This window comes from Streptomyces armeniacus (genome assembly GCF_003355155.1).
Taxonomy (GTDB): domain Bacteria; phylum Actinomycetota; class Actinomycetes; order Streptomycetales; family Streptomycetaceae; genus Streptomyces; species Streptomyces armeniacus.
In genome coordinates, this window is the sequence record NZ_CP031320.1 from 4,662,050 (window position 1) to 4,687,162 (window position 25,113).

The following is a 25,113-nucleotide window of genomic DNA, read 5'->3' on the forward strand; positions in this document are numbered from 1 at the left end:
ATGCCGGATCCGACCATGCCGCGTCTGGGGCCCACCCCGCCGTCCTGGGGCTGGCCCGGGCAGGGACTCGGGCGGGCCGCGCACGCGGCCTGCCCGCCGCTCTATCAGGCAACGACCGTTCAGGGCTGCGGCCTCTACCCGTTCACTGCCGGGTCCGGTGCCCCCGCTGTCGGCGTGCCCATCGGCCGGCACATGATCTGGGGCGAGGTCGTCGCCCTTGACCCGGTGGACTGGGTCCGGGCGAACCTGGCCACCAACCCCGGGGTGTTCGTACTCGGCGAGCCCGGCGTCGGCAAGTCCGCGTTCAGCAAGCGCATGGCCGTCGGGCTGGCCGCATTCGGCACCGGCGTGGTCGTCCTGGGCGACCTCAAGGGCGAGTACGGCGGGCTCGTCACCCGGCTGGGTGGCCAAGTCGTACGGATCGGCTGGGGTCTGGACCGCCTCAACCCCCTCGACTCCGGCGCCCTGGGCCAGGCCGTGACCGCCCTGGACGGCACCAGCCCTGAAAGAGCACGCGCGCTGCGCGCGGAGATCCGGTCCCGTCGCCTGGACCTGCTGCTGGCGCTGTGCCTCATCGCCCGCGGCTCCCGCGGCGCGGCCGTCACCGACGCCGAAGAACTCGCCCTCGGCGGCGCGTTGGACCTCCTGGCCCGGGACGCGGCCCAAGAGCCGGTCATTCCGCAGGTCATGCACGTCATCGAGACCGGCGACCCCGAGATGTGCCGCGCCGTCCTGGCCCGAAGCCCGCAGGAGTACCGCGAGCTGACCGACGGCATCCTGCGCACCCTCGCCCGGATCTGCCAGGGCCTGCTCCAGGGCCTGTTCGACGGCCCGACGACCACCCCGGCCGACCTCAGCGCGCCGGCCGTCTCGCTCGACATCCACGCCCTGGACAACGCCGCCGACGACATCGTCGCCGCCGCCTTGCTGTGCACCTGGGCGTACGGGTTCGGTGCGATCGACGCAGCGCGAGCCGTCGGCGACACCCGTCACTACCTCACCGTCCAGGACGAGATGTGGCGGTCCTTGCGGGCCGCGCCCGGCCTCGTCGAACGCACCGACCGGCTCACCCGTCTCAACCGGCAGAAGGGGATCGGGAGCATCATCACCACGCACTCGCTGTCGGATCTGGAGGCACTTCCGACCGCGGAGGATCAGGCCAAGGCCCGGGGCCTGGTCGAGCGGTCCGCGATCACCGTGATGGGCGCCCTGCCGGACCTGGAACTCGGGCGGGTCCACCAGGTCCGCTCCCTCACCACCCGAGAGCGGGAGATGGTCGCCTCCTGGTCCGCGCCGGAATCCTGGGAGACCGACCGGCCCCACCCTGGCCGCGGCAAGTACCTCATCAAGAACGCCGGCCGCCTCGGCATCCCCGTCGAGATGCACCTCACCCCCGGCGAAATCGACCTCTACAACACCGACACCGCCATCCGCAGGCAGCCGGTGGCCCGGCTGCCTGTCTAGCGTCCCCGAGCGGCCTGTCCGGTATCTGGCCGGGAGTCTGCGGTCGGCCGCATCGCGGCCGGCCACCAGTAGGTGCGGATGTAGGTGCCGACGATGCCGTCGGATGACGCGGAGAGTGCGATCTCAACCTGGTACGCGGTACGGCCGTCCGGATAGTCCTGGCGGGCGTGCACCAGGCAGTGCCGCCACCGCCCCGCCACACGTATCCGCAGCGCGGGCCGACGCCCGTACGGATACAGCCACACCCGCGGGGCCGGGCCGTCCTCCGGCCGCCATGGCCGAGCCTCGAGCGCGTTCCGTACGGCTTCCATGCTCTCCACCGTACGAACGGGTTCGGCCTCCCGGAACCGCCGGGTCAGTCCTCCGGCCCCCAGAGCTCCGCGAGGCGTCCTTGGGCGGCGCGGTCTGCTTCGCCGGCGGCTACGTCGTGGAGCGTGATGCTGCTTCCCCGGCCTACACCGACGACGCCTTCCACGACGGTCAGGGCTGCGGCCCGGATGCGCTGCCACAGCAGCAGCCCGTCGGGATGTGCCCGTCTGGTGCCGGGATCGTACGCGGCTCCCAGCAGCCGCGCTCGCTCCCCGTCGCCGCGTCCGGGGACTTCCGGTGCGGCCAGCAGTGTCTCGTACGGGCGGTAGCGCAGCACGGTCTCCACCCCGGCGGGCGGCGGGCCGGGGGTGTGCAGCCAGAGTGCGGCCGCCGCCTCAGGGGCGCCGTCCAACAGGTCTTGCTCGGCGGCCTGGTGGTGCAGCGCGGCGGCCAGCAGCACCGCCGTCAGCGGCTGGTCCTCGCCCTCCCAGGTCGCCTGCTCCTCCGGGCTGAGGGACCGCCCGGTACCGCCGTGCCGGGCTCGGACGCTGATGAGGAGCGACGCCCATACCAGGCAGTGCTCCCAGACCGTACGCGGCTGCTCGCCGGCGGATTCGCTCATCCCGGCACCGTATCCGCCCTGCCAGCGTGGGCAGGCGTCAGACCGTACCGGGCTGTCGGGCGCCGTCGAGTACGGCGTGCGTCCAGCGGGCGGTGTCGCTCAGCGTGCTGGGCCAGCGGGTCAGCCCTCCGGTCAGGTCGAGCGGGATGTCCGGCTGCGGCAGCGGTTCCCGCTGCGAGAGCCGCGCGAGCAGCTGCCGCAGCGGGTGCGTGCGCTCGGTGTGCCCCTGCTCCACCAGCCCCTGGTGGAGGGCTTCCCGGAGCGCGTACGGCTCGCCTTCTATGTCCGCCGGGCCATCGAGCTCATCCACCAGGCGCTCGGCGGGCACCTCGGCCGGTGTGGTGCCCGCCGAGCGGGCCAGGACGTAGAGGAGCAGGGCGACCGTCCCCACCGCGTCCGCTACCCCGCGCGAGGGGGTCTTGGGCCAGTGCGAGGACAGCAGCGCGGCGGCGTGCCGGACCGCGTCCTCCCACTCCGGCGGCGCCTCCCGGTACAGGTACTCCCCCACCACGGCGTCCGTGTCCGTCATCGTCCCGCTCCCCTCCCGCGTGTGCTTCGTACGGCAGCTCAACGCCGTGTCTCAGACGGCCGTTTCGAGGACCCGCAGCCCTGTGACGCCCTCGTACCAGCGCGAGCTCCCCACCGCGACCGGTGCGGGCGACATGCCCAACGACGGCGCCACTTCCGCCAGGGACACGCTGTCGACCCCGTGCTCGCGCAGCCGGCGCGCCCCCACCCCGGCCGGCACGTGCGGCCGCTCGCAGCCGTACTGCGCCAACGCCGCGAGGATCTCGATCACGCTTTTCGCGACCGGGGTGTAGCCGGGCACGGTGGCCATCAGCGCGTGCCATTGCTGTGCGTACGGGCCGGTCGGCGCCGGCCACTGCGGATCGCCGGGCTCCGGGTCGGGGAACTCCGGGTCCGCGGGGCCGCGCAGGCCCGCCACCCAGAGCACGGCGTTGTGCTGCAGGTGGTCCAGCCCCAGGTCTCCCAGACGGCGGCCCATCGCGTGCGCGGGCGCCATCTCCAGCCGGATGCACTCCGCGACGCCGGCGACCACCAGCTCGCGATCGCCCTCCCCCGCCTCCGGTACCGGCCGCCACGTCCGGCCGGCGTGCCTAGCGCGCCAGGAGACGATCGCCTCCGCCCACGGCCACGCGTCCGTGTACGGATGCCGCCCGTGAGCGGTCTCGTACACGGCGGCGTGCTCCTCCAGCCGCCTACCGGGATCCCACATGCCGGCGCCCTCCCTCATCGCGTCCTTACCACCAGTCTGCCCGTACGTCGCCTCGCCCGTACGTCGCCAGCCGGAACAACGCCCCTTCGGCGTGGGGGAGACGGCGAAGAGTTCACCCCACGCGAGATGGTTAGTAAAGTACCGCCATGACCGCGCCATATGATCCGGAGGAGCGGGAAAAGGTAGTGTCGAAGCTACCTTCTGCTCTGCGCCGTGAACTGAAGGTACGAGCAGCCCAGTTGGGCATCGACATCAAGGACGCCGTGACCGAGGGCATAGTGGCCTGGCGCTCCTGCGACCCGTTGCCTCCCGTTGACACCTCGGGAGGCGGCCCATTCTCGACCTACCTGCCCGCAGGCCTGTACGGCGAGTTCAAGGCGGACTGCAAGGCCAAGGGGGTGTCCTTCGCCCAAGGGCTGGCTCAGGCCGTACGGCTGTGGCTGGACAGCCACCCGACGGCTCGTCGGACTCCGCGCCCCACCGGGGCTCGCAGGATCATCTTCGGGAACCAGAAGGGCGGCGTGGGCAAGACCTCCGCGTCGGCCGGCGTTGCCGAGGCCTTGGCGGAGATGGGCAACAAGGTTTGCCTAATCGACTTCGACCCGCAGGGGCACCTGACCAAACAGTTCGGGTTCGACATGCTCGGTATCGACGACCCCAGCCTGGCCAAGCACATGCTGGGTGAGGCCAAGGGCGAGGTGCGGGACCTCCTGGTCCCGATCGAGGAAAAAGCCTTCGCCGGACGGCTGTTCCTGCTGCCAGCGTGCAAGGACGCCTTCCTCCTGGACGCCAAGCTGGCCACCACCCGCCAGGTCCGGGTCAAGGAGACCGCGCTGGAGAAGGCCATGGAACCGCTGGAGAAGCAGTTCGACTTCATCGTCGTGGACTGCCCGCCCAGCCTCGGCTACACGATGGACACCGCCCTCTACTACGCCCGGACACGGGACGAGGAAGAAGAAGGCACCTCCGGCATCTTCATCCCGGTCCTCGCCGAGGACTCCTCCGCCGACGCCTACGACATGCTGGACGAGCAGATCCAGGAGCTGTCCAACGACATGGACGTCCTGATCGGCGAGCTCGGGTTCGTGGTCAACATGTACGACAGCCGGCGTGGCTGGGTCGCCACTTCCTCCTTGGACGGGTGGAAGGAGCTCGGCGATGTCGTGGCCGTCATCCCGGACCAGAGTGAGCAGCGCAAGGCCGTACGGCTGAAGCAGCCGCTTCTCTCCTACGCTCCGGACAGCGAGCAGGCTGATGCCATGAGGAAGATCGCGTTGAAGGTGGTGTCATGACTGTCGCCGATCAGCTGGGCACGGGGGCGTCCTTCGGTCGGGCCCGCAACGGGCGCAGCGCGCGCGGCCGCGCCAAAGCCGTCGCACAGGGCGACATCCCCACCTACGAGCTGGTTCGCCTCCCCCTGCACGAGGTATCCCCCACCCCGTTGAACCCGCGCCGGAACTTCGGCACGGCCGAGGACATGACGCGCTTCGGGGAGGAGCTCCGCCACGCGCAGCTCGCCGCTTGCGTCGCGGTCACCGCCGACGCGTACCTGACCCTGTGGCCAGAGCACCGCGAGAAGATCGGTGACGTCGCGCACGTACTCGTCAACGGCGAGCGCCGCTTCCGCAGCGCCCTCCACGTCGGCCTGGACGGGCTGGACTTCGTCGTCCGGGATGATCTGGCGGCCACGAGGGAGGATTTCATCGACCACCTGCTCAAGGAGAACCTTGAGAGGGAGGACTTCGATGTGATCGAGCGGGCCCGCGGCGTGCAGCAAATGGTCGAGGTCTGCGAGCAGGACGATCCGTCCGGGGCCCGGGCACGCGCGGCCCGGCGGCTCCAGCGCGACAGGTCCTGGGTCACCAACCAGTTGGCGCTTCTCCGTCTGCCACTCGAGATCCAGGTGATGCTCAGCAAAGGCGAGCTACCCGAGCGGGACGGGCGGCTACTCGCCCGGTACGCGAAGGACCAACCGGATCTAGACGCGGCCGCGCTGCTGGCCCATCACGAGGCCGTCAAGGCGCAGAGCGCCGAGGAGAAGGCCCGTGAGCGCGCCCTGCTGCAGGCGGCGAAGCAGCAGGGGGTGTTGTCCGCGGACAACACGAGCGCGCCTCCAGCGATGGCCCCGAGTACGGAGGCGAGTGGGGGAGACGTGGCCGGGTCGGTGTTGTCCGTGGACAACACCGACCCGGCCGCCGCGGCGGACAGCGGGCCGATTCCAGCACCCGCCGCGGCTGGCCAGCAGCAGAGCAATGCCACGAAGCCGTCCGAAGCCTCGGACCCGGCATCCGCGTTGTCCGCGGACAACGACACGGCCAAGTCTGTACCCAAAGTTCCTGCTCAGAACCCTGGCGACGGCGCGGAAGGCATTTCCGACGACGTCCAGCAGCAGCTGGTGCGTGCTGGCCGCGGAGACATCGACGTGCTCGCGGATGCACTGGGTCAGAACCTCCAGCGAGACAAGCTGGAGCGCCTGGTGGAGCAGCTCCGGTCGTGGCTGTGAGCGCGAGGGGGCGTTAACGCCGTTAATACCCCCTCCACCATGCCGTCAGAACGCAAAAAGGCCCTGCCCCCCGGTGGAGACCGGGGGGCAGGGCCTTTCGCTTCGGCGACCGTCATCTGGCGGCTTGCATGCGGGGCAGGGCGCCCAACTCGCGGGGCCCAGGGCGGAGTGCTGCGAGGGCATGGTGGTCGTCACGCGGGTCGTCGTTCTCCCAGACCTCCCTCAAGTCGCTGATCGCGTCGGGGTTGCCTCGCCGACCCACGGCCCGGAGACGGTGAACACCGGCACGGTGTCACGGTCCTCTTTTCGCGGGCGGGGTGGGTCCAGGGGAGGGCGAGGCCATCGCCAGCGGTGCGGGGGACCAGATGTCCGTGGAGGTGCCACACCGTCTGTGTGGCTGCCTCACCGCAGGAAGTGAGGTAGTTCCACTGACCGCCCAGCTGCTGCGCGAGTTCGGCGGCACGTAGTTGCACGGTGGCCGAGACGACCGGGTCGATGGTGAAGTCCGTGACGTGGGCCTTGGGCAGGACCAGGAGGTGGCCATCGGTGCAGCCGCCGCTGCGGGGAACGATCGCGAGGGCGTCGCCCCACTCGTGGACGATGGTCGCCGGGGCGCCGTCGTGGACGATGGCGCAGAACGGGCAGTCGGGCCGGGGATGTTTGCGGGGGACCGGCGGCCGGTTGATGTGGTGGTGGGTGACCGTGACGGTGGCGCCGGCCTCTTGCATGCGCCGCCCGATCGCGTCGGCAACGGCCGGTGCCCGGTGGCGGCCGTACCAGCAGTTCACCAGCAGCTGGACCGGGCGGCGGTTGGCGGCGGCGCGGAGGGCGGTGAGTGCGTGGACGGCGTCGTCGACGATGCGGGCCGCGCCCGGCGTCGTCAGGACGTAATCGCGTACCCCTGCATCCTGCCCGGTCTGGCGGGCGACGACGTCGGCCATAGCAGGGTCGTCGGGTGGGTTGAGGAGCTGGTTGGTGAGGTTGATGGCGAGGACGGCGGCGCGGTAGCGCGGTTGTGGCGGGTCCTGCCAGCGGGCGCCGAAGCTGTCGATGAACACGTCGTACACGAGAACCTCCAGGAGTGAGAGAGGAGCGGCCCGCCCTTGTGGCGGGCCGCTCGCGGCGTCTGGTTTCGGATCGGTCCTACCGGGCCCGGGTAGCCCGCTGGCGCTCGGCGAGGGAGTCAGGCGGATTGCCAGTCGGGGGTGTCGCAGCTTTGGCAAAACGGCTCGTCGGGTGCCTGTCCGCGGTAGACGTCCAGCAGGTCGCGGGCGCCGTTGACCTTCACCCACACCGGACTGCCGCAGTCCTCGCAGGGTTCGCTGTCGAGGCGGGCCTGCCAGTGGTGGTCGAAGACGTCTCCGTCTTCTGACCAGCGCACGGCCAGTTGCCGTCCGGCGACGGTGAACGCGCCGGTGGAGCCCGAACTGTCGGAGTCGAAGGCGAAGGCCCGGGCGAGGTCTGGGCCGAAGGCGGCGCGGACCTCTGCGAGCGGGTCGAAGCCAGCGGCCACGGAACGGGCCAGCAGCAGGTGGAGTAGGTCGAGGTCGGCGGCGTCGCGGACCTCGTCGAAGCCTTCGCTGAGCAGCTGCTCGGCGAAAGGGACACCGGCTCGCTGCCAGGCGATCGTCTCCGTCGGTACCTGCCGGTTGGCGGGCCGCGCGTTCTGCCGCTCCTGGCACGTCTCCAGCGGCGTGCGCACGGCGATCGCCACAGCCAGCATGCCGTGCCGGTGGGCACGCTCCAGCAGCCGGGCCCGTACGGCCAGTTCGGTGTTCGTGCTGTCCACCAGCGTCGGCAGCCGGCGGGCCAAGCGGCCGGAGAGCGCCGCGTCGAAGACGGCGACCGCGTCGCGGGTACTGGCCTGGGCGCCGGCGTCGTCGGCTACTTGCTCGCGGAAGTCGTCCAGGGACAGGCGCCAGGTGCGGGGGAAGGCGGCCGCGATGTTGGTCTTGCCGCTTCCGGCCGGTCCGATCAGCACGTAGAGGCCGGGTTCCGGCAGACCGAGCGCGGCGAGGAGTTGCTGGTTCACGGGTGTGCCCTTCATGGAGGTTGGGTGTGGGCCCGCCGCATGCTCACTGGCCGGCTGGGCTCAGGAGTTGCTCGATCTGCCGGAATTTCTCGTCGCGGGTGCCGGTGACGGTCGCATGCTTTACCTCGGCGGTGATCTGGCGCTGCGGCCCGCGGCAGCGGGTGAACACCGCGGCGCACAGGGGCAGCGTGACGCCGGGGAAGAGGCGGGTGGGGCCGGGCGGTGCTTTGCCCTCGGGCGTCAGGTTGATGATGGCCCCGCGGTCGGCGGATTGGCGTATGAAGGCGCGCATCCCGTCGAAGGTGGGGCTGGTCAGCCAAGGGCTCGGGGTGATGAACGCGACGGACGCGGTGGCCAGGCGGGTCTCGAATGCCCGCCACAGCGCCCAGCGCCAGAAGTAGATGTACAGGTTGGACATGAGGCCGTCGGTGCGGCCGTGGCCGGGGATGCGGAACTCGTCCAGGCTGGGCCGGTGCAGCTCGTCGGCGGTGCGCCGGTGTCCCGGCTTCGGGCGGCGGGCTTCGATCCAGGGGGCGGCACCTTTCGCCTTGTCCTTGTAGGGCGGGTTGCCCACGATCGCCAGCGGGCCGGTGGAGTTGAGCCGGGCGGTCAGGGCGGGGGGCAGGTCGCCGGCGAGCGCGTTGCCAACGATGATGTTGTCGTCGAGCCAGCCGATCGGCGTGAGGCCGCTGGTCTCCAGCCAGCAGGCGGACTTGGCGAGGTCGACAGCGACGGGGTCGGTGTCGATGCCGTACACGCAGGACTTCAGGACGTCCGGCATGACGGCCTGGACGGTCAGCGGCGCCGGACGGTTTGTGCCGTACAGCAGCGCGGTGTACGCGGCGGCCAGCAGACGTGCGGCCGCCACCAGGAACACCCCGCCGCCGACGGCCGGGTCGAGGACCGTCACCGCCAGGACGTCGCCGGGGTTGTCCTCCAGGTACAGGTCGGTGACCTCGCTCAGTGCGGCACGGGTCAGCGGCTGCGCGAGCTCGGGAGGCGTGTACCAGCTGCCGGAGGCGCTGCGGTCCTCGGCGGCGAGGAGCTGTTCGTGGAGGCTGCCGAGTTCCGGGGCGCCCCAGGTGGCGAGGTCTCCGAGGTCGGTGAGGAGCTTCGTTACGCGCTCCGCGGTGTCGACGGGTAGCTCTACGTGCCAGGGCTGCGGGTAGTTGCGGGCGGCGGCGGCCGCGTTGACGGCCAGCCGCATGATGTGTCGGTGGCCGTCGGCGCCGGGGGCTTCGGCGACGATCGCCTCAAGGGCGGTAGAGAGGCTCATGTGGGGTCCCGGGGCGGGTCGTCGGGTACGACGTGAAGCCGGTAGAGGTAGGTGTCGGAGAAGCCGAGCTCGACAGCGATCGCGGTGACCGTCTCGTCGGCCGTACGGCGGCGGCTTCGCGGCACGGGCTCGGGAGCGCGATGTTCGCGGTGGGAGGGTGCGCGCTCGCCGACCCAGCGTGCCGGGTCGGCGAGCGCACGCACTGTGGGTTCCTGCTTCAGCTCTCAGGAGCGGGTGAGGGTGCGAGCCCGGTGCGTCGGCGTTGCTCGCGCCGAGCGGGGCGTGTGGACGGTGCCGGTCGGCGGCCGGTCGACGCGGTCTTGTGGCTGTCGCGGTGCCGGGTCTGCTCGGGCTGGGCCAGGGTGCGCAGTCCGTGGGGGGTGCCGACCGGGCCGCAGGCGCTGCATTGGACGCGGTACGAACGGTGGCCGGTGCAGCTGGACTGGGGGTTGCGCGGCCTTCCGGAGGGGTCGGTCGGGTGTTCGCACACGGTGCCGTCGGAGTGCAGTGGTTCGATCGCGATGCTGATACGGGCCATGGGCGGGGTCTCCTGTTCCGAGTTGGAGATTGGGTGGGGGTGGTGCTGGCTCGCTTCGTGCGGGCGCGGCTCCGGGTGGAGCGCGCTGTAGTAGGTGGTTCGGGGCCGCAGGGGTCCTTCGGCGCGGGGCGGATGCCGTCCTCAGGGGGCGCTGGGTGGCGGGCCGTCGCTCTCGAAGGCGGCGATGAGGTCGCCGATCGCGTCGGGATTGGCGGCTTCGCCGACCCACGTCCCGGCTGTGGTGAATACCGGGACGTGGTCGCGGTCGGCGTCGTATACGACGGCGTACGGGCCGTACCGGTCGAGGACCATGTCGTGCAGTTCCTGGAGCGGGGCGGTGGCCAGCACTTCCAGGGTGTCGACGGAGAGCCGGGCGGTGCTGGCTGTGCCGTCGGGCAGGAGGAGGTAGCCGGTGACGCGCAGCAGGTCGCCGGGATGGATTTCGGTGAGCAGTGCGTGCGCGATGCGAGGGTCCCGGGTGGCGCAGACCCAGATCGACTCGTCCGCGACGTCGTCGGTGGGCGAGGCGATCAGGCGGAACCTGGCGGTGCCGTGGGTGGCGCCGGGGGAGGGGATGGCGTCGAGGTAGCCGTCGAGAGCGAGGGGTATGGCGTCCATCAGCTGGCCGCCGCGGTCGGCGGCTGCTGGGCGGCCTCGTACGCTTCGACGACGTTCTTCGGGATCTTCCCGTGAGCGGCGACCTGGTATCCGTTGGCGCGGCCCCAGGCGCGGATCTCGTCCTGCTGCTCCTTGCTGCGCTTGGCGGCAGCCACCGGGGCGGCGGCCGTGGTGGCCGGGCGGCCACCGGTCTTCACGGCGCGCAATTTCTGCTGGGCCTTCTCCAGTTCGGCTTGGAGTTTGGCGACGCGTTCTTCGGCCTTGCGCTGTGCGTTCTCGGTGTCGCGGCGCTCGGCGAGTCCGGCGAGTTCCCTGCGGATCCGGGCGGCCTTGTTGCGGATGACGGCGGTGGTGTGGTCTTCGGCCCAGGCGAGCAGCTGCTCGACGTCGGAGGCCGCCGGCACGGCGTCGGCCGCGGTCTGGTGGTCCTGGGCGTCGGCCAGTGCGGTGATCTGGTCCTCGGTCAGGCCGGTGGCCTCGGTGATCTGTGCTGCGGGGGTGTCGTCGTTGTACATGGACAGCGCCACCGCTTCGATCGCGTTCGGGGTGGTCATGCGGGGTTCTCCTGTCTGGTTGAGGAGGGGGAACAAGGTGGTGAGTGTGTCGTCGTCGGTGGGCAGCCCGAGGTTGTCCAGGAGCAGCGTGAGGTCGGCTTTGCCGTGGGCGTGGCGTGCTGTGACTCGGGCCGCGGCGGCGAGTTGCTGGTCCGGGCTGGGGTCGAGGGGGAGTGATTCGGCTTCGAGGGCCTGCTGCCAGTCGGCGAACATCGGCTACGCCACCGCCTCGGTGTTGAGGCCGGCCAGGAGCAGGCGCTGGTTGTGGGCTCGGCGGGCCGGGGTGAGGGGCTCGCGCCACGGCTCGTACGGGGCGGGTCGGCGGGGGATGAGTTCCATCTCGAGGGGGTCGAGGGCCCGCTCGCGGCCGGTGGGCTTCCACCGGCGCTCGCGGCGGTCCTGTTCGGCGACGACGGCGACCCAGTCCGCGCCGAGACGCTGGACGAGGCGCTTGCGCAGTCCGGTGCGCTGGCGGGCGGTGGTCGCGGCCCACACGCCGGTCGGTGTCCGGTCGGGGTTTGCCAGCGCCCACTTGAGGCAGTTCTTGACGATCGGGCAGCCGGAGCAGGCCCGGCGCGCCCTGGCGAGTGCCTTGTCCTTCGCCCTCTGGCCTGTGATGTCCTCGATGGCGAACAGCTCCGGGTCGTCCTGGCAGCGAGTCGGCGCATCGGTGCGGGGGAAGGGGATCCGGTTGTCGGCCTCAGCCATGGCCGGATGGGTGGTGCGGGTGTGGTTCATGAGGTGACCTCTGGTGAATGTGGGGGAGTTGGAGGAGGGCCTGGTCCACGAGGCGGGGCTGCGGCCGCCACGGTCCGGGCCCTCCGCTGTTCCCGGCCGGGGCGGCCCCGTTGGGGAGAGGTGGGCGCCGGGCGCTGCCCGGTAGAGGTACGGGCGGCGCTTTCCGCGCCCTGGTGGCAGTCGGCGAGCCGCGGGCTACCGTTGACCGCGTCTGCTCTTATGCCGCTCGTCCCCACGAGCTGGTGCCGGGTCGGCCGGCTCGGCGGCCGTTGATGGACGGCACCGTGGTGTGCGGCTTGGCTGCCAGGACCGCGCGGCCGGTGTGCTTGCCGTCGTAGAGGGCGGCGTCGGCGGCGCGCTGGAGCGTGGACAGGTCGCGGAGGCCGAGGATGTCCTGGGCGGCGGCGCCGATCGAGGCGGCGACGTCGACGGCCTGGTCGTCCTCGAGGAGGACCGGCGTGTGCAGCGTCCGCACCAGCTGCTCGAGATGGAGCTCGCGGTCGTCGTACGGCAGGGTCAGCACCGCGGCGAACTCGTCTCCGCCGAGTCGGCCGACGGCGGCTCGCGGACCGGCCCAGGCGGTGAGCCGGGAGGCGGTCGCGGCCAGTACGGCGTCGCCTGCGGCGTGCCCGTACAGGTCGTTGATCTCCTTGAGGTGGTCTTGGTCGACCATGACCACGAGGGCGTCGTTGCCGTGGCGGGCGAGGATGCGCCGGGCTCGGGCGGTGTAGGCGTCGCGCCGCAGGAGTCCGGTGAGCGGGTCCGTCCTGGCGGCGGCCAGACGCCGGTGCAGCACCGCGGCGTGTGCGGCCCAGCCGGTCAACGGCAGGACGGCGGTGGTGAGTAAGAGGGCGCGCTGCCCGATCCGGGCCTGAACGCGGGAGTTGGAGGCCATACTGGTTCTCCGTCTCGTCTCGTACGGGATGGGTGGGCCCGGGAGCAGCCGTCGAAGCCGGCAAGCAGAAGAGCGGCTGTCCCGGGTTATTGCAGTTCGAGGCTCCGCGCCCTGGCGCGGAGCCTCGCTGTATGAGTGGTTCCATCGACCGTTGTTGGCCGGTTGAGTTCGCTACACGGCGTCGCCGTGCGCGGATTCCGCCGCGCCTGTCGAGAGGACGCTCGCGGCCCGGCCGGGCCGACGTACGGCTAGCCGGCGCCAGCGGGGCGTTCTCCTTGCGGGTCGAGGGTGCGCGTGGCCAGGTGGAGGCGCATGCCGGCGGAGTCGCTGACGAAGGCCGCGGCTTCTTCGATCGCGCAGGCGGCGGACTCGGCATCGTCGGGGTCGACTGTGCTGACCGCAGCGGCCTGGCCGGCCTTGGTGAGCAGTTGCGCCAGGGCGCCGAGGGCGCCGTCCTGCGGGTGCGCCTCGTGGTGGAGTTCGTGCACGATCTGGGCGAGCACGTGAGCGTCGGTTTCACCGTCGAGTTCGTCCTCGATCTGCTGGAGGGCGAGTCGGGCGATCGCGGCTGCGGCGCGGACGCGTTCCAGGGGTCGGGAGCGGGCTGTCACCGGCTGGTCGCCTTCGTGGTGGCGATGAGGGCGGCCGCGGTCTCCCAGCCGTGGTGCCACGCGCTGTCGAGGTGGAAGGCGCCGTTCATGCCGAAGTCGGCCAGCTTGTAGAAGTTGGTCTTTCCGGTCTTGTCGGCGAGCTTCTCCAGGATGCCGTGGCCCGGCACCCTGCGGTCCGCGATGTAGTGCGTGCCGAGTGATAGGGCGAGCGCCGCCGCGGCCGCGCCGGGGTGAACCCGGATGCCCAGTGCGCGGGCTCCGAGGCCGACGACGAGCGCCTGCGTGGCGGTGTAGGTGAGGCAGTGGTGCAGGCACGCCTTGCGGCCGTCGGCGGTGCCGTGAGCGGTCTTCTGTTTGGTCTGCGGGTCCTCGTATGTGACCGGGGCGTCGTCGGAGGCCCCCTTCACGCGGGCGCAGAAGTCGTTTTGGACCCAGAAGTCGCCGATCGCGCTGGCAGCGCGGGTCAGTCCGAGCAGGGCCGCGAAGGCGGCAGGACGGTGCATTGCTGTGTCTCCTGATCTTGAAAGGGGTGAGGGAGGAGCGGCGAGGCGTTCGCTGGTGCTCGGCCGCTCGGAGACCCTGCCCCCGGCCGGGTGCGGCTGGGGGCAGGGTTGTGCAAAGGAGGTTCGTCCGGCCGGGATGAGCGGCGTGGACGGGCAGGGGTGTTGGCCAACTCGCCTTTCACCGATGTGGTGCGCGGCGGCCCGTGCCCTCAGCCGGAGCCGTGTGGGACGGGGTGAGGGCAGGCGGCCGTACGTCGGTCAGTTGCTGTTGAAGCGGTTGCCGATCCCGCCGTGGTTGTCGCCCTGGACGATGACCGTGCCGTCCCCTTCGATGTGTGTGGTGCGGACGTCACCGCGGACCGTTCCGGCCTGCGCGACGGTCTTCGCCTCACTCCTGGTGATCTCGTTGCTGCTGCCACCCTCACTGGGCTTCCGCCGTCCGAACACGGGTCACTCTCCTTCGTGTACCGGGGCACCGGCCTATCCGGGCCCGCCGCGCCCGCCAGCCTCGACGCAGGGCTGGCGGGCACGGCGGGCCCGGATCAGGGGCGGCGGTGGGCGGTGTCGCTGGCGGCTTCCTCGGTGTCACGGGCGGCCATCCAGGTCCTGATGCGGTCCCGCGTCGCGTCCAGCTCGGCGAGCTGCGCGCGAGCTTGTGTGAGCTCCTGGATCAGCCACCGCACGTCGTCTGGGGCGTGGGCGAGGAATTCCCCTGCGGGCAGGCGGGTATCGCCGCTGGTGCCCAGGACCAGGACCGGCTGGCCGTCGGTGTCCTCGATGACGCCGGTGTCATCTTCGCGTTGTCGCCAGTCGCATTCGGGCAGCGCCCGTACTCGGGCTTCGATCTCGGCGAGGCGGTCGAGGATGGTCACGGTGTTCTCCTTCGTCGGTGCTGGGTGTGGAGGCGATCGGGTCGCGGGGCGGCTCGGCTGGTCCGGCGCTGTCCCGTCTCCCCTCACCGCCGGTTCGAGACCGGCGGATCGGGCAACCGTCAGCGGCGGAGCTGGGGCACGTTCTTCTCGGTCTCCACGACGCGCGGGTTCGCGGCGCCGACTACGCCTTCGAGTGCGTCCCACAGGCGCTGCCCGCTGGCGCCCCATTCGGGGGCGTAGATGGTGACCTGCCACGCGTACATGAGCGCCCCGAAGGCATCGAAGCTGACACCGGGCCACATGCAGCGCAGTTCGCCGTGTCCGAGGTATCCGGGAAACACGGAGTGCGGCTGCCCGTCCCGGGTGGTCAGGACGACGTCCTCATCTACGCGTCCCGCCGCACGACCGCCCAGGACGATCCTCAGGTCGTGCTCAGCGGCCATGTCCTCGAGCCGTGCGACGAGTTCGTCCTCGTCGACGAAGCCAGTCACCGATGCACGCTGCGACCACATGACGCCGTCGTCGGGCTCGGTGATACCGGGCTGGCTGTCGACGGTCAGGTAGCCAGCCCGGTTGAGCTGGGCGAGGACGCGGATCATGGCAGGGTTGGTTTCTTCTTCCGGCCCGTAGCCCGGCTGGTAGCCGGGCCAGGACTTGATGTCGCGCTCCAGCCACCGCGCCATCAGGTCGCCGAGGTCGCTCAGGGTGTGGGCGGCCCTCCACCTCTTGCGGTCGGCGCGGCTCATCCATGGGAGTTTCATCGGGTGTGCTCTCAATCGGGTTGGGCCTGGTTCAGGCAGCCAGGCGGTGTGTGGGTGGGGGAGTGGTGTAGGTGCTCGGGTCGGCGGGGGTGCCGTCGTGGCACTCCAGGCAGCTCCCGAGGCTCTTGAGGGGCAGGCAGAACACGTACCGCCGGGAGCAGTTGGGGCAGGTCTGGCGGGCTGCCATGGCCTGGTCCAGCGCCCGTTCCTGCGCGAGGGTCGGGACCCGCTTGGGGCGCGCGAGGGCGAGGTCGTAGAGCCAGGCGCGGACGGGGTGGTTGCAGGACCATTGGGGCCGGTAGCTGCAGTGTTTGCAGCGGAGGACCGCCACGGGTTCGTGCCCGCCGGGGCTGAGGTTCCGGTCTCGCATCTGGCGACGGGTGACAAGGTGGGCCGGGCAGGAGTCGCGGTCGTACTCCGGGATCCCGCTGGCCTCGCGCGGTATCCGTGTTTCTGTGCGGCTCTTGCGGCGAGGCTGACGGGGCATCACCAGCTCCAGGAGCCGGGGTGCCGCGCATGGGGCGTGTGGTTCACCGGGCGCCTTCCTTGCTTCCCGTACGGGGGTCCCGGCGGTGTGGAGCGGCCAGCGGCGGCCGCCAGCTGCTCCAGACGTTGTGCGGGCGGGGGAGTTGCCGGTGGTGGGCGCCGGGGCGGGGTCGGGGCCGGCCAGCTCGGCGGCGGTGGAGTTTGAACACGAGCGTCCTCCGTGGTGTCGGAACAGCGCTGCGCCCCGCCGGTGTTCGTCGGCGGGGCGCAGCTCGGCGCGTCTACCTGGGGTGGGTTGCGGGGCGGCCGGTCACGGCCGGTCCGGCCGTCGCTAGTTGATCGTGATCAGCTGCACGATGTCGGCGTGGTCGAACGGCGGGGGGAGGTCTCCGAGCGGCCACCAGCGGGCGCTGCGGGCCCGACGGCCCACCCGACCGGTCCACCCGCGCCGGCGCCGACTCCGTACTCGACCCGGGTCGGCCGACCAAGCGGCGCGTCGGTTCAGAACGGGGTGCAGGCGGGGCACAGCCGCGCGGCGCTCTCGGTCAGCCGGTTGCACAGGGCCTCTTCGCTGAACATCCGGGTGGTCACGTACGCACCGCAGCCAGGGCCCGCGCAGGGCTCGATCAGCGTCAGCACGTCCTCTTCGCTGTCGTTGTCGTGCTGCCGCTGGGTGTGGTGCAGGAACAGTCCCTCGCCCAGGTACGCCACCGCGCACGCCCAGCGGGCGGGACCAGGGCGGGTGGAGTTGGGCGGGTATCCCTGCCACGCCTGCGCGTCCAGGGCGCGGGCGAGGGTGTTGGGGAAGGCCCAGGCGATGAACTGGGCCGCCTTCCGCTCCGCCGCGAGTCGCTGCGTCGCGTCCAGCTCACGCTGTGCCCGGTCGGCTTCGCGCTGCCTCTCTTCCCGCTCGGTTTCCAGCTGGGCCAGGTGCTGGCCCGCGAGCGGACGCAGCGCGCTCAACACGCCGGTCTGACAGGTCTGTTCGGTCGGGCTGGTCACTGGTGTGTCTCCTTTGGGTGAGTCGGGTTGCGCTGTTCGTCCGGGCGCGCGGCACGCGGGTGCCGAACGGAGTCCGGACGCGGTACGGCTGCCTGGCGAGGCGGCCGTCAGCGGTTGAGGGGCTGTCGCCAGGCGTAGGGCGGGAGTTCCCCGGCGGTGCGGAAGGTGCGGATGGCGGCGCCTTCTGGGGCGTCGGGGAGCGGGGCGACGCGGGCGCCGTGCAGGGAGGCGAGCATGCGGGCGGCGTGGTGCTCGCAGCCGTCGCAGCCCGTGCCGTTGGCGTCGATGACGGTCACGGCCACCGGTCCCCGGCAGGCGCTGGGGTCGCTGGGGTGCGCGGCCGGGCACCGGCCGACGCGCTCACGCAGGTACGCCGCCCACCCGGCCGTCTCGTACTGCCGCTCGCGGGCGGCTTCGAGGATGTCCTTGTGGTCGAACGCCAGCAGCGGCGGAGGGTCGGACAGCGGCCACCAACCGGCGCTCCGGGCGTCATCCCCGGCCGTGGCGGTGGTGCCCGCCGGGAGGTGGGCCAGCCAGGCGACGCTGACGTACCGGCCGCGCGGGTCACGGTCGGGCCGGTCGAACGTGCCCAGCTCGATCAGGCGGGCGGGGTCGACGTGTACGCCGGTCTCTTCCGCCAGTTCGCGGGCGGCAGCAGCGCGGCCGGTCTCCCCGGGGTCCACGTGCCCGCCGGGGAGTGCGTGCTGGCCCTCGTACGGGTCCCAGTCGCGTTCGATCAGCAGCACGTTGCCCTCGGGCGTGAGGGCGACGACATCGGCGGTGTAACGGATGATCTCTGCAGGCGTGTGGTCGGTAGTCATGTTGGAGACCTCCTGAGTCTCAGTCAGTGGGTGTGGGTGTGCGTGCGATGCGGTGGCGCCGCCCGCCCCCCTGGCCTCCCCGCCGAGGGGGCGGGCGGCGCCGATGAGCGCGTCTTCGAGTGCCAGCGGGTTGCCGTGGTGTCCGGCGCGCCGAAGCGTCGTGCCTCGTGGACGGTGAGTGAGGCGGTGCAGTGCGCGGGCACCGGGGGATGGCAGCGCCCTCCCCGTCGGGGGCGGGCAGGGTTACTGGCTGCGGACCTCGGCCTTGGGGGCGTTGTCGTCGGCGACAGCCGGGGAGACGGCTGGGAGGTGGATGTCCTGGTGGATCTCGGTGCGCGGGACCCGGATGTAGAGGACCGGGCGCAAGCTCAGGCCGCGCAGCGCGGCCGCGGAGGCGAGGGTCCAGGCGAGGACCGCGATCCCGGCGGCGATGGCTCGGCTGTCGGCTGGCGTAGCGGACCAGACCATGGCGACGCTTCCGGTTCCCCAGCACGTCCAGGTGAGGCGGGCGGCGGTGCTGCGGACGAAGCCACCGATCAGACCGAGCAGGCCCGTGATCTGCCAGAGGGTGTAGACGGTGGAGCCGCTGATGGCGAGGTCGGCGGAGTGCTGGGCGGTGTACGAGCGGATCGGCTGGTCGATCACGGCCCACACCCTGAGGGAGGTGTCGGTGCCGATCTGCACGTGCGGCGCGGCGGTGATCAGCTGGTGGCCGGCTTCGGCGGCGACGTCGCTCGCGCCGTACAGCAGAAGGATCAAGACGGAGGCTCCGGAGAGTGCAAGGACCGTCTTCACCCAGTGCGCCATGTGGTGCCAGCCGAGTTCGGGGGCCTGGCGGAGGTCTTCCCAGCGGTCGTACAGGTAGCCGCCGTCGCTCCAGGCTTCGTTCCACCACGCCCGCGGGGTCAGCTGCGGTTGTTCGGTGTCGGTCGGCTCGGCTGGCGGGGGCGGCAGGGCGTTGAGGGCCTGGTCGTGGTCGGCCGCCGGGGGTTGCTGTCGCTGGGAGGGGATGTGCGGGGGCTGGTCGGTGTGCTCTGACACGGTCGGCTTCCCTTCAGAAGGGTGGTGATGCTGCGTACGGGATGGGAATGGCTCTGTTGCCGGGGCGCAGTGGTGCGGCACGCTTGGTTGGCGGGGCCGGGAAGCGGCAGGGGGCGTGATGGCAGTCGAGTTCGATTCGGTGATCGCCGACGGCGTGGTCTATCCGGCGTTCACGGACGACGACGGCGTGCTGTGGATCGATGACGAAGACGACTACGAGGTGGTCGTCGACCACGCGGTCGTCGACGGGGTGATCTATGAGGCGAGGGTCGACGGGGACGGCCGCCTGCTGATCTACCTGGACGACGACTGACGCGTTTGCTGCGGGCGGCCTGCGCCGTACTCGACTCCCGGGCAGATGGGCGGAGTTCGAGTACGACGCAGAGCGTCCGGTGTCAGCGAAGGTCGTTGCGGGTGCGGGCGAAGAGCATGCCCCGCGTGGTGCTGGTGTTGTGGATCTCCACGTGGTGAGCGACGGATCCCTCGTACACGTTCTTCGTGACGGCGGAGCGGGCGCGGCTGAGCGCGCCGCCGATGGCGGTGGCCGCCATGGCGACGCCCGCGAACGGCAGGGTCACCATCAGCACGCCGGTCAGCGTGACGGAGGCGAGGCCCTGAAGAACGAGCCAGGCCCCGCAGCCGATGCCGGTGACTCCGGCGCCGACTCCGATGGAGGCGACCGCGATCCCGGCCGCCCAGGCGGGCACGATCCGGTGGTCAGGCTGGGGCGCAGGCGGTGCGGTGCCGTACGCGGGCAGTGGGGAGTCGTCGCGGATGGCGGTGGGGTGGTGGCGTACGGGCTGCTTGGCCCATTCGTCGATCAGGCGGCGGGCTTCGGTGGCGGCCTCGGATTCGGGCATGCCGCGGTGGGTGTGCTGGGGATCCATGGCGATTCTCCGGTCGCGAAGGGCGCCACCCCCGCAGGGCGTGGCGGGGGCGGGGGAGTGGGTCGGGTTACTGCTTGAGCGTGGTCAGGGTGTTGCGGACGCTGCCGAGCTTGACTTCGCGGCCGCCGTCGGCGTTGACGAGATCCAGAACCTCGCGGGCGTCGAGCGGGTCGTCGTGTGCGTCGAGGACGGCTTGGACGCGGTCGCGCAGCGTGCGCGAGCGGGGCTGGGGTTGCGCCGGGACGGGGGAGGCGGGCTTCGTTCCGCCGGAGCGAGCGCCGCTCCGGCCTCCGCCGCTTGCCTCTTCCTCCTCGTCCTCTTCGGGGAAGACCGCGCGGTACGCCTCGGGCCCGTCCAGGCGCTGGCAGTAGGCGTCGCCGATGAGGTCCCAGGCGGCCTCTTCGATCTCGGGCGGGGCGCCGGGCCCGTACAGGTCCAGGATCATCGGATCGAGGCCGTCGGTGGGCATCTCCGAGCCGATGTTCCAGAACCGCATCTTGCTGGAGGGGTAGCGGCCGTTGACGTTGTAGGCGGTGCCTTGGGTGCCGGGCAGGTCGTCGTCCTCGTACGCCTCGTCGAACTGGGAGATGAGGTCGACTTCGCCTGCGTACTTCGGGATCGGGGCGAGGACCATCCCGGCGGGCAGCAGACCATCGGTCACCAGCTGCTTCATCATCGAGCTGGTCCAGCGCAGCAGGACGACTTCGCCTTCCTTGAGCATCGCGCGCAGGGTGTCGCTGCCGCCCATCTCCTCCAGGTGGCCGGCCTGCGCGAACAGGCCGATGCCGACGCCGAGGGACCGGCCGGTGCGGCCGATGTCCTTGATGTAGAAGGTCGCTTCGGCCCGGTACGGGGCGCCCTTCTCCAGCAGGCGGTTGGCCTCGTCCACGATCTGGTAGATCAGCGGGTCGGGCCGGTCCTTGAGGAACTTCGAGCGTCCCATCCGGGAGTAGCGCTCCTGGCGGTCCATCATCGTCAGCCACGTGGTGCGCAGCTGCGCCATGGTGCCTTCCTGCGTGGTGACCCGCCAGGCGACGTTGCCGTCGGAGCCGTGCCCGGTCTGCCCGTACGCCTCGGGAGCGGACTGGCCGGCCTTGAGGTCGGCGTACAGGACGGCAATGCCGGAGCGCTTCATCGACGCGAGGATGCTCTGCCCGGCGGTTGATTTGCCGGCACCGGTGGTACCGAACAGCAGCAGCCGCTGTGCGGAGCCGGTCTGCGGGTCGTACAGACGCAGCAGCGCGGGCCGGCCGTTGTGGTGGCGGCCGATCCAGATCCGCCCGCGGTCGTCCATGACCAGCATGTGCGGGTCGGAGAGGATGACCCGGGCGAGGGGGTCGTGCGGGTAGATGGTGACCAGCGCCTTGTCTCCCATGACGTTCGTCTCGATCGCGAGCCGGTTGACGTCCTTGATGCGCAGCGCGGCGGCGAGCCGCATCGGGTGGTGGGTGATGATGTCGCCGGGCTCGGCTGCCTCCACGGTCAGCTCGTAGATCTTGCTCATGCGCGAAGCTCCTTGGCCCCTTCCTCTTCGGGGTCGGGGATGTCGACGGTGCGGATCTGGGTGATGACGGTGCCGGGCATGCCCTTGGGCGCGATGTGCTTCTCCCAAGCGGTGTTCAGGTCCATGGCCTGCTCGGGGGCCTGGCCGATGACCAGTCGGCGTACCCCGGCGCCCTGCCGCGGTACGGGCGTGATGGCGATGTCGTCCTCGGGCCAGTTGATGGCCGCGGACAGCTCCAGCAGGTCGATCTTCGGGACCGGCTTGCCGGGGAGGGTGGAGCGGATGACGGCGGTCATCGACTCCGGGCCCGTGCGGACGATCTGTTCCAGCACGGTGTGCGGAGCGGCGCCGTCCTCGATGGCGACGCGCTGCGCCCAGTACGCCGCCATCGGGTGCTGTGGTCCGCCCTGGACTGTGTCCTGGGCGAGGATCTCCTTGCTCTCCTCGATCGCGGTTGGGGTCAGCGACTTCTCACGGCCGACGAGTACCCGGGCGCTCCGGGCGGGGCGGGCCTTCCAGACGCCGACGGTCCACGCGGCGTCGGCGAGCAGCTGCCACCACCAGTCGACGCCGGGGACGAAGTGCTGTGCGGTGAGCAGCCCGGCCAGCGACCACGACGGGGCGAGGTAGAGAGCCGTCGCCGTATTGCCGACCGGGGTGCGCGGCAGGGTGGCCGACCACAGGGTGGCCCACCCGGCGCACACGATCGTGCCGGTTATCGAGGTGGCGTAGGCGTCGGGGGCGAAGGTACCGGCGGCGAGCGCGCCGGTGCCGGCAACGGTGGCGGCGCGGCCGACCGCGTTGCGGGCCAGAGCGATGGGGCCGCGCAGGGGACCGAGTCGAGTCATCGGTGCTGCTCTCCTTCGAGGGGATGAGGAAGGGCGGCGGCCCCCGGCCGGGGGTCGCCGCCCTTCGTGTGGTGCGGTGGGCGTGGGGTCAGCGGTTGGAGTAGAACTCCCGGTCGGCCATGTCGATGCCGTCCGGCATGTTGTTCGCGGCCTCCGCGACCGAGCCGTAGTCGGCGATGTGGGCGTCGGCGGTCTCGTGGAAGAGGGTGGCCATCTCCTCGCACTCGGTCGCCATCCCCTCCGCTTCCTCGAGGCAGGTGCGCATGACCGTGGCCGCCTCGCGGTGCTCGTTGACGGTGGACTGGTCGACGTTGAGAGCGGCGGCCTGGTCGGCGAGCTTGTCGACCGACTGAGCGCAGTCCTCCACGTAGTTGAAAGTGGAGCGGACCTGCTCGGACAGGCCGCGCATGGTGACGCTGGCCGCGGTCAGCTGCATGACGACGATGGTGAAGCGGACAGCGCCGACGATCACGGAGCCGGTCGTTTCGAGGGCGCCGCCGATACGGGGAGCAATGTCGGACACGGGGTCTCCTATTCGAGGTGGTAGTCGCGCTCGGCAGGGGCGGCGTGCCCAGCGTCGCGGGTCGCGTCAGCGAGCGGCTTGTGCCGGCGTTCGGCTTCCTCACCGGCGGTACTGATGGCCTCGGCCGCGGCGGGCAGCGTCTCCGCGAGCCCTTCGGCCTTCGCCTTGACGCTGAGCGCCTTCTCCGCCAAGAGGAGGCACCAGCCCTCCAGGACTCCGGGCACCTTGAGTTCGACGATCTTCGCGTGAAGGGCTTCCAGCCGCGTCATCATCTGCTCGCTGCCATCGGCAGCGGCCCTCGCCTCGTCGACGCCCCGGGTGATCTCCTCCGCCATGTCGCTGTCGGCATCGATGACGTCGTAGATCGTCAAGTCGCTGTCGGCGTACTGGGTGTTCGGTGGCCTGCTCGGGACGGGCACGCTCACGGGTGTTCCTCCTGTTCTAGGTCCTGCGGAGATGGCCCCGGCGGCGACGCCGGCACGCCGGCGGTAGTCCCGCTGGCGCTCCGCCCAGCCCTCGCCGCCGACCTGCTCGACGGTGATCGTCGTTCCGGCGGCGTGGCCCCAGCCCGGGGGAGGGCCGAACCCGCCTTCCGGCCGCGGGTTCTGTCCGGTGCCGGGATCGGCGGATCCGGCCGGGCCGTGGGCGGCGCGCCCTGAGCGCCGGGAACTCGCCCGGTCCCACCAGCCGCGGCGGGAACGGCGTTTGCGGGCCTTCCACTTCGCTCCAGCCGTTCCTGTGCCGCCGGCGGAACCAGCGGACTTGCCCGGGTCGGTCTTGCGCGGCTTCTTGGTGAGCTTGACCTTCTTGCGGAGGTTCACCTTCGGAGCCGTGCTGCCGGCGCCGGGGGTGGCGGGCTTGGGCTTCTTCGTGAGGTTGACCTTCGGGGTCGCCGCCGTGCCGCCCGCTCCGGTGGGTTTGGGCTTCTTGGTCAGGTTGACCTTCGTCGGCGTCGTCCCGGCAGAGGTGGGCTTCTTGCTCTTCTTGGCCTTGCGTGCTGTGGTCAGCACGGGCGGGTCCAGCCGCTTGCGGCGCTTCTTCAGCCGCCGCGCCGATTCCGTCGCGATGGCGGCCGTCAGTGTTTCCCGGCCCTTGCCCTTCGGGCCGGGGCCGCCGCTGCCCGGTTTCCGCCCGGCCGTCTTGCCCTTGCGGGCTGTGGCCAGGACGGGCGGGTCCAGCCGCTTGCGGCGCTTCTTCAGCCGCCGCGCCGAGGCCTTCGACACGGCTTCCGGCAGCGTGCCCCGGCCCTTGCCGCCCACACCCGCTCCCGACGTGCCCGTCTTCCTACCGGCGCCGCGGCCCGATTTCGCGCTGGAGGACGGTGTGGAGCGGCCGCCCGAACCGGACTTGCCGAAGGCGCCGAGAGTGCCGACACCGCGTTTGCCGCCGCCCTGGGGTCCGTTGCGGGTCCGGGCCGCAGCCGTAATGCCGCCCGACGAGCCGCTCCTGGTTCCGGTCCTTCCACCACCCGCTCGCCCGGAAGACCCCAGAGGGCCGCTGCGGCCGCCTGGGCCTCCGTGGCGCCCGCTGGTGCCCAACGTGCCCGTACGGCCGCGAGAGGCGGCGCCAGGCGTCTTTCCGGACGCTTTGGCCCCGGACGCGCCGGGCGGCTTCGGGCCGCTGGGTGAACGGCCGGACGAACTACCAGAGGAACGACCGGAGGAACGGAAAGTCGCCGGGGTCGATTTGCTGCCGGAATTCGACCTGCCTCCGCCACTTCCTGCGGTGCGGGTACTGCGCCCGAATTCCGGGCTGGTCTGTATGCGGCCTTTCCGGGTAACCGTTCTCGCGCCGTGGGTGGACTGCACCCCCGCAGCCGCTTTGGATTTCAGATATTTGGCGGCACTCCAGGAGCCGCGCAAGGCCGCCACAGTGATTCCGGCCATCACGACCGTGGCCATGGGGGAAATACTGGCCCTTTGCCGACTGTCCGGAATTCCAGGGGTCGGGGCTACGGGGGTCAGGTTCCCGGCGCCGAGCTGGGGATTGTCCGCGGCCAGGAGCGAAGGCGGCGGCGCCAGGGCGGGCAGAGGCGCCAGGGCGGGGGCGGCGCCTTCGGGAGGCGGCGGGGACCCGCCCCCCACCGGTCCCGGGATGCTCAGCCCGGGGAAGCCGAGGACTGTCCCCCCGGCGCTGTCGTCGGCCATCGGCCGTCTCCTTCAATAGTCACTCAGAGTCACATTCAGGGGGTTCCCACGCGCGCGTGTACGCGCGCGCGTAGGAACCCTAGATTCACGGGTGCGGCGGTGATGATGAGCGCGTAGCGTCACGAGCCGTGCTGCGACTCCTGCTGGCCCTGGGTCCACCTCTGAAGGAGGCGGACCAGGTCGGCCCAAGCTTCGTCGTCGGTGCCGGCCAGGAGGCGCGCCAGGTCCCAGAGCGCGGTCGCCCGGTCCTTGTTCGTCGTGGTCGCCGTCAAGCGCGCGTTCCAGCGTGCGAGCTGGCCCTCGGTGAGACGAGCCGCCATT

The 25,113-nt window shown here is 71.3% G+C and carries 31 protein-coding genes; 4 read left to right on the forward strand and 27 right to left on the reverse strand.

The genetic code is table 11. The annotated features are described in order from the left end of the window. Entirely contained in the window at nucleotides 1-1,464 is a 1,464-nt protein-coding gene (locus tag DVA86_RS20240) for a P-loop NTPase family protein (protein ID WP_208880234.1), read from the forward strand. Here the strand turns inward: DVA86_RS20240 and DVA86_RS20245 are convergent. Genes DVA86_RS20245 through DVA86_RS20260 form a run of 4 tightly spaced genes read right to left on the reverse strand, consistent with a single transcriptional unit; the run spans nucleotide 1,461 to nucleotide 3,632 of the window. Beyond that, nucleotides 1,461-1,775: a hypothetical protein gene (locus DVA86_RS20245; protein WP_208880236.1), complete on the reverse strand. Its 315-nt coding sequence runs from the start codon at nucleotides 1,773-1,775 to the stop codon at nucleotides 1,461-1,463. The genes DVA86_RS20240 and DVA86_RS20245 overlap by 4 nt on opposite strands. Before the next feature lie 44 nt (nucleotides 1,776-1,819). After that, nucleotides 1,820-2,395, reverse strand: coding sequence for a hypothetical protein (locus DVA86_RS20250; protein ID WP_208880237.1), 576 nt, complete (start codon nucleotides 2,393-2,395; stop codon nucleotides 1,820-1,822). 37 nt (nucleotides 2,396-2,432) lie between these two features. Next, nucleotides 2,433-2,924 (reverse strand): hypothetical protein, encoded by a 492-nt coding sequence (locus tag DVA86_RS20255; protein WP_208880239.1) that lies wholly within the window; start codon nucleotides 2,922-2,924, stop codon nucleotides 2,433-2,435. Between the two features lie 51 nt (nucleotides 2,925-2,975). Further along, nucleotides 2,976-3,632 (reverse strand): hypothetical protein, encoded by a 657-nt coding sequence (locus DVA86_RS20260; RefSeq protein ID WP_208880241.1) that lies wholly within the window; start codon nucleotides 3,630-3,632, stop codon nucleotides 2,976-2,978. 146 nt (nucleotides 3,633-3,778) lie between these two features. Between DVA86_RS20260 and DVA86_RS20265 the strand changes: the two genes are divergently transcribed. Together DVA86_RS20265 and DVA86_RS20270 are read left to right on the forward strand one after the other, a co-directional pair. Continuing rightward, nucleotides 3,779-4,924, forward strand: coding sequence for a ParA family protein (locus tag DVA86_RS20265; protein WP_208880243.1), 1,146 nt, complete (start codon nucleotides 3,779-3,781; stop codon nucleotides 4,922-4,924). After that, nucleotides 4,921-6,135 (forward strand): ParB/RepB/Spo0J family partition protein, encoded by a 1,215-nt coding sequence (locus tag DVA86_RS20270; protein ID WP_208880245.1) that lies wholly within the window; start codon nucleotides 4,921-4,923, stop codon nucleotides 6,133-6,135. Before DVA86_RS20265 ends, DVA86_RS20270 begins: the two co-directional genes overlap by 4 nt. A gap of 191 nt (nucleotides 6,136-6,326) precedes the next feature. On the opposite strand, the gene DVA86_RS20275 is transcribed toward DVA86_RS20270, so the two are convergent. From DVA86_RS20275 to DVA86_RS20355, 17 genes are all read right to left on the reverse strand, one after another. Continuing rightward, nucleotides 6,327-7,202, reverse strand: coding sequence for an HIT family protein (locus DVA86_RS20275; protein ID WP_245996819.1), 876 nt, complete (start codon nucleotides 7,200-7,202; stop codon nucleotides 6,327-6,329). A 116-nt stretch (nucleotides 7,203-7,318) separates the two neighbouring features. Continuing rightward, nucleotides 7,319-8,182 carry an ATP-binding protein gene (locus tag DVA86_RS20280; protein WP_208880246.1) on the reverse strand — a complete coding sequence of 288 codons (864 nt, stop codon included), beginning with the start codon at nucleotides 8,180-8,182 and terminating at the stop codon, nucleotides 7,319-7,321. Nucleotides 8,183-8,210: 28 nt separating this feature from the next. Further along, on the reverse strand, nucleotides 8,211-9,443 hold the full coding sequence (locus DVA86_RS20285) for an Eco57I restriction-modification methylase domain-containing protein (protein ID WP_208880248.1): 1,233 nt from the start codon (nucleotides 9,441-9,443) through the stop codon (nucleotides 8,211-8,213). After that, a complete protein-coding gene (locus tag DVA86_RS20290) occupies nucleotides 9,440-9,646 on the reverse strand; it encodes a hypothetical protein (protein ID WP_208880250.1) in 207 nt (68 codons plus the stop codon). The genes DVA86_RS20285 and DVA86_RS20290 overlap by 4 nt, the downstream gene beginning before the upstream one ends. A gap of 476 nt (nucleotides 9,647-10,122) precedes the next feature. Continuing rightward, entirely contained in the window at nucleotides 10,123-10,599 is a 477-nt protein-coding gene (locus DVA86_RS20295; RefSeq protein WP_208880252.1) for a hypothetical protein, read from the reverse strand. Next, entirely contained in the window at nucleotides 10,599-11,366 is a 768-nt protein-coding gene (locus tag DVA86_RS20300; protein WP_208880254.1) for an Lsr2 family DNA-binding protein, read from the reverse strand. Before DVA86_RS20300 ends, DVA86_RS20295 begins: the two co-directional genes overlap by 1 nt. A 3-nt stretch (nucleotides 11,367-11,369) precedes the next feature. Continuing rightward, nucleotides 11,370-11,891 (reverse strand): WhiB family transcriptional regulator, encoded by a 522-nt coding sequence (locus DVA86_RS20305; protein WP_208880256.1) that lies wholly within the window; start codon nucleotides 11,889-11,891, stop codon nucleotides 11,370-11,372. 217 nt (nucleotides 11,892-12,108) lie between these two features. After that, complete coding sequence (locus DVA86_RS20310; protein ID WP_208880258.1) at nucleotides 12,109-12,786, reverse strand: GGDEF domain-containing protein; 678 nt, start codon at nucleotides 12,784-12,786, stop codon at nucleotides 12,109-12,111. Between the two features lie 248 nt (nucleotides 12,787-13,034). Next, a complete protein-coding gene (locus DVA86_RS20315) occupies nucleotides 13,035-13,397 on the reverse strand; it encodes a hypothetical protein (protein WP_222623339.1) in 363 nt (120 codons plus the stop codon). Beyond that, nucleotides 13,394-13,900 carry a hypothetical protein gene (locus tag DVA86_RS20320; RefSeq protein ID WP_208880260.1) on the reverse strand — a complete coding sequence of 169 codons (507 nt, stop codon included), beginning with the start codon at nucleotides 13,898-13,900 and terminating at the stop codon, nucleotides 13,394-13,396. Before DVA86_RS20320 ends, DVA86_RS20315 begins: the two co-directional genes overlap by 4 nt. 258 nt (nucleotides 13,901-14,158) lie before the next feature. Beyond that, entirely contained in the window at nucleotides 14,159-14,347 is a 189-nt protein-coding gene (locus DVA86_RS20325; RefSeq protein ID WP_208880262.1) for a hypothetical protein, read from the reverse strand. Nucleotides 14,348-14,442: 95 nt separating this feature from the next. After that, entirely contained in the window at nucleotides 14,443-14,772 is a 330-nt protein-coding gene (locus DVA86_RS20330; RefSeq protein ID WP_208880264.1) for a hypothetical protein, read from the reverse strand. A 119-nt stretch (nucleotides 14,773-14,891) separates the two neighbouring features. Beyond that, on the reverse strand, nucleotides 14,892-15,518 hold the full coding sequence (locus tag DVA86_RS20335) for a DUF6919 domain-containing protein (protein WP_208880266.1): 627 nt from the start codon (nucleotides 15,516-15,518) through the stop codon (nucleotides 14,892-14,894). Between the two features lie 46 nt (nucleotides 15,519-15,564). Beyond that, a complete protein-coding gene (locus tag DVA86_RS20340) occupies nucleotides 15,565-16,020 on the reverse strand; it encodes an RRQRL motif-containing zinc-binding protein (RefSeq protein ID WP_208880268.1) in 456 nt (151 codons plus the stop codon). Nucleotides 16,021-16,520: 500 nt separating this feature from the next. Then, on the reverse strand, nucleotides 16,521-17,021 hold the full coding sequence (locus tag DVA86_RS20345; protein WP_208880270.1) for a hypothetical protein: 501 nt from the start codon (nucleotides 17,019-17,021) through the stop codon (nucleotides 16,521-16,523). 107 nt (nucleotides 17,022-17,128) lie between these two features. Next, on the reverse strand, nucleotides 17,129-17,842 hold the full coding sequence (locus tag DVA86_RS36115) for an NUDIX domain-containing protein (RefSeq protein WP_208880272.1): 714 nt from the start codon (nucleotides 17,840-17,842) through the stop codon (nucleotides 17,129-17,131). A gap of 243 nt (nucleotides 17,843-18,085) precedes the next feature. Next, a complete protein-coding gene (locus tag DVA86_RS20355) occupies nucleotides 18,086-18,883 on the reverse strand; it encodes a hypothetical protein (protein ID WP_208880273.1) in 798 nt (265 codons plus the stop codon). Nucleotides 18,884-19,001: 118 nt separating this feature from the next. Here DVA86_RS20355 and DVA86_RS20360 point away from each other — a divergent pair, with 118 nt between their 5' ends. Continuing rightward, nucleotides 19,002-19,196 (forward strand): hypothetical protein, encoded by a 195-nt coding sequence (locus DVA86_RS20360; RefSeq protein WP_208880275.1) that lies wholly within the window; start codon nucleotides 19,002-19,004, stop codon nucleotides 19,194-19,196. Nucleotides 19,197-19,278: 82 nt separating this feature from the next. Here DVA86_RS20360 and DVA86_RS20365 read toward each other — a convergent pair whose 3' ends face one another. The 6 genes from DVA86_RS20365 to DVA86_RS20390 all read right to left on the reverse strand — a co-directional run bounded on the left by DVA86_RS20365 (nucleotide 19,279) and on the right by DVA86_RS20390 (nucleotide 25,112). After that, entirely contained in the window at nucleotides 19,279-19,770 is a 492-nt protein-coding gene (locus DVA86_RS20365) for a hypothetical protein (protein WP_208880277.1), read from the reverse strand. A gap of 67 nt (nucleotides 19,771-19,837) precedes the next feature. After that, a complete protein-coding gene (locus tag DVA86_RS20370; protein WP_208880279.1) occupies nucleotides 19,838-21,274 on the reverse strand; it encodes an ATP-binding protein in 1,437 nt (478 codons plus the stop codon). Beyond that, nucleotides 21,271-22,122, reverse strand: coding sequence for a hypothetical protein (locus tag DVA86_RS20375; protein WP_208880281.1), 852 nt, complete (start codon nucleotides 22,120-22,122; stop codon nucleotides 21,271-21,273). Before DVA86_RS20375 ends, DVA86_RS20370 begins: the two co-directional genes overlap by 4 nt. 88 nt (nucleotides 22,123-22,210) lie before the next feature. Next, complete coding sequence (locus DVA86_RS20380) at nucleotides 22,211-22,645, reverse strand: hypothetical protein (protein WP_208880283.1); 435 nt, start codon at nucleotides 22,643-22,645, stop codon at nucleotides 22,211-22,213. 8 nt (nucleotides 22,646-22,653) lie between these two features. Further along, nucleotides 22,654-23,904 (reverse strand): hypothetical protein, encoded by a 1,251-nt coding sequence (locus tag DVA86_RS20385; RefSeq protein ID WP_208880285.1) that lies wholly within the window; start codon nucleotides 23,902-23,904, stop codon nucleotides 22,654-22,656. 1,007 nt (nucleotides 23,905-24,911) lie between these two features. After that, a complete protein-coding gene (locus DVA86_RS20390; protein ID WP_208880287.1) occupies nucleotides 24,912-25,112 on the reverse strand; it encodes a hypothetical protein in 201 nt (66 codons plus the stop codon). Between the last annotated feature and the right edge of the window lies 1 nt (nucleotide 25,113).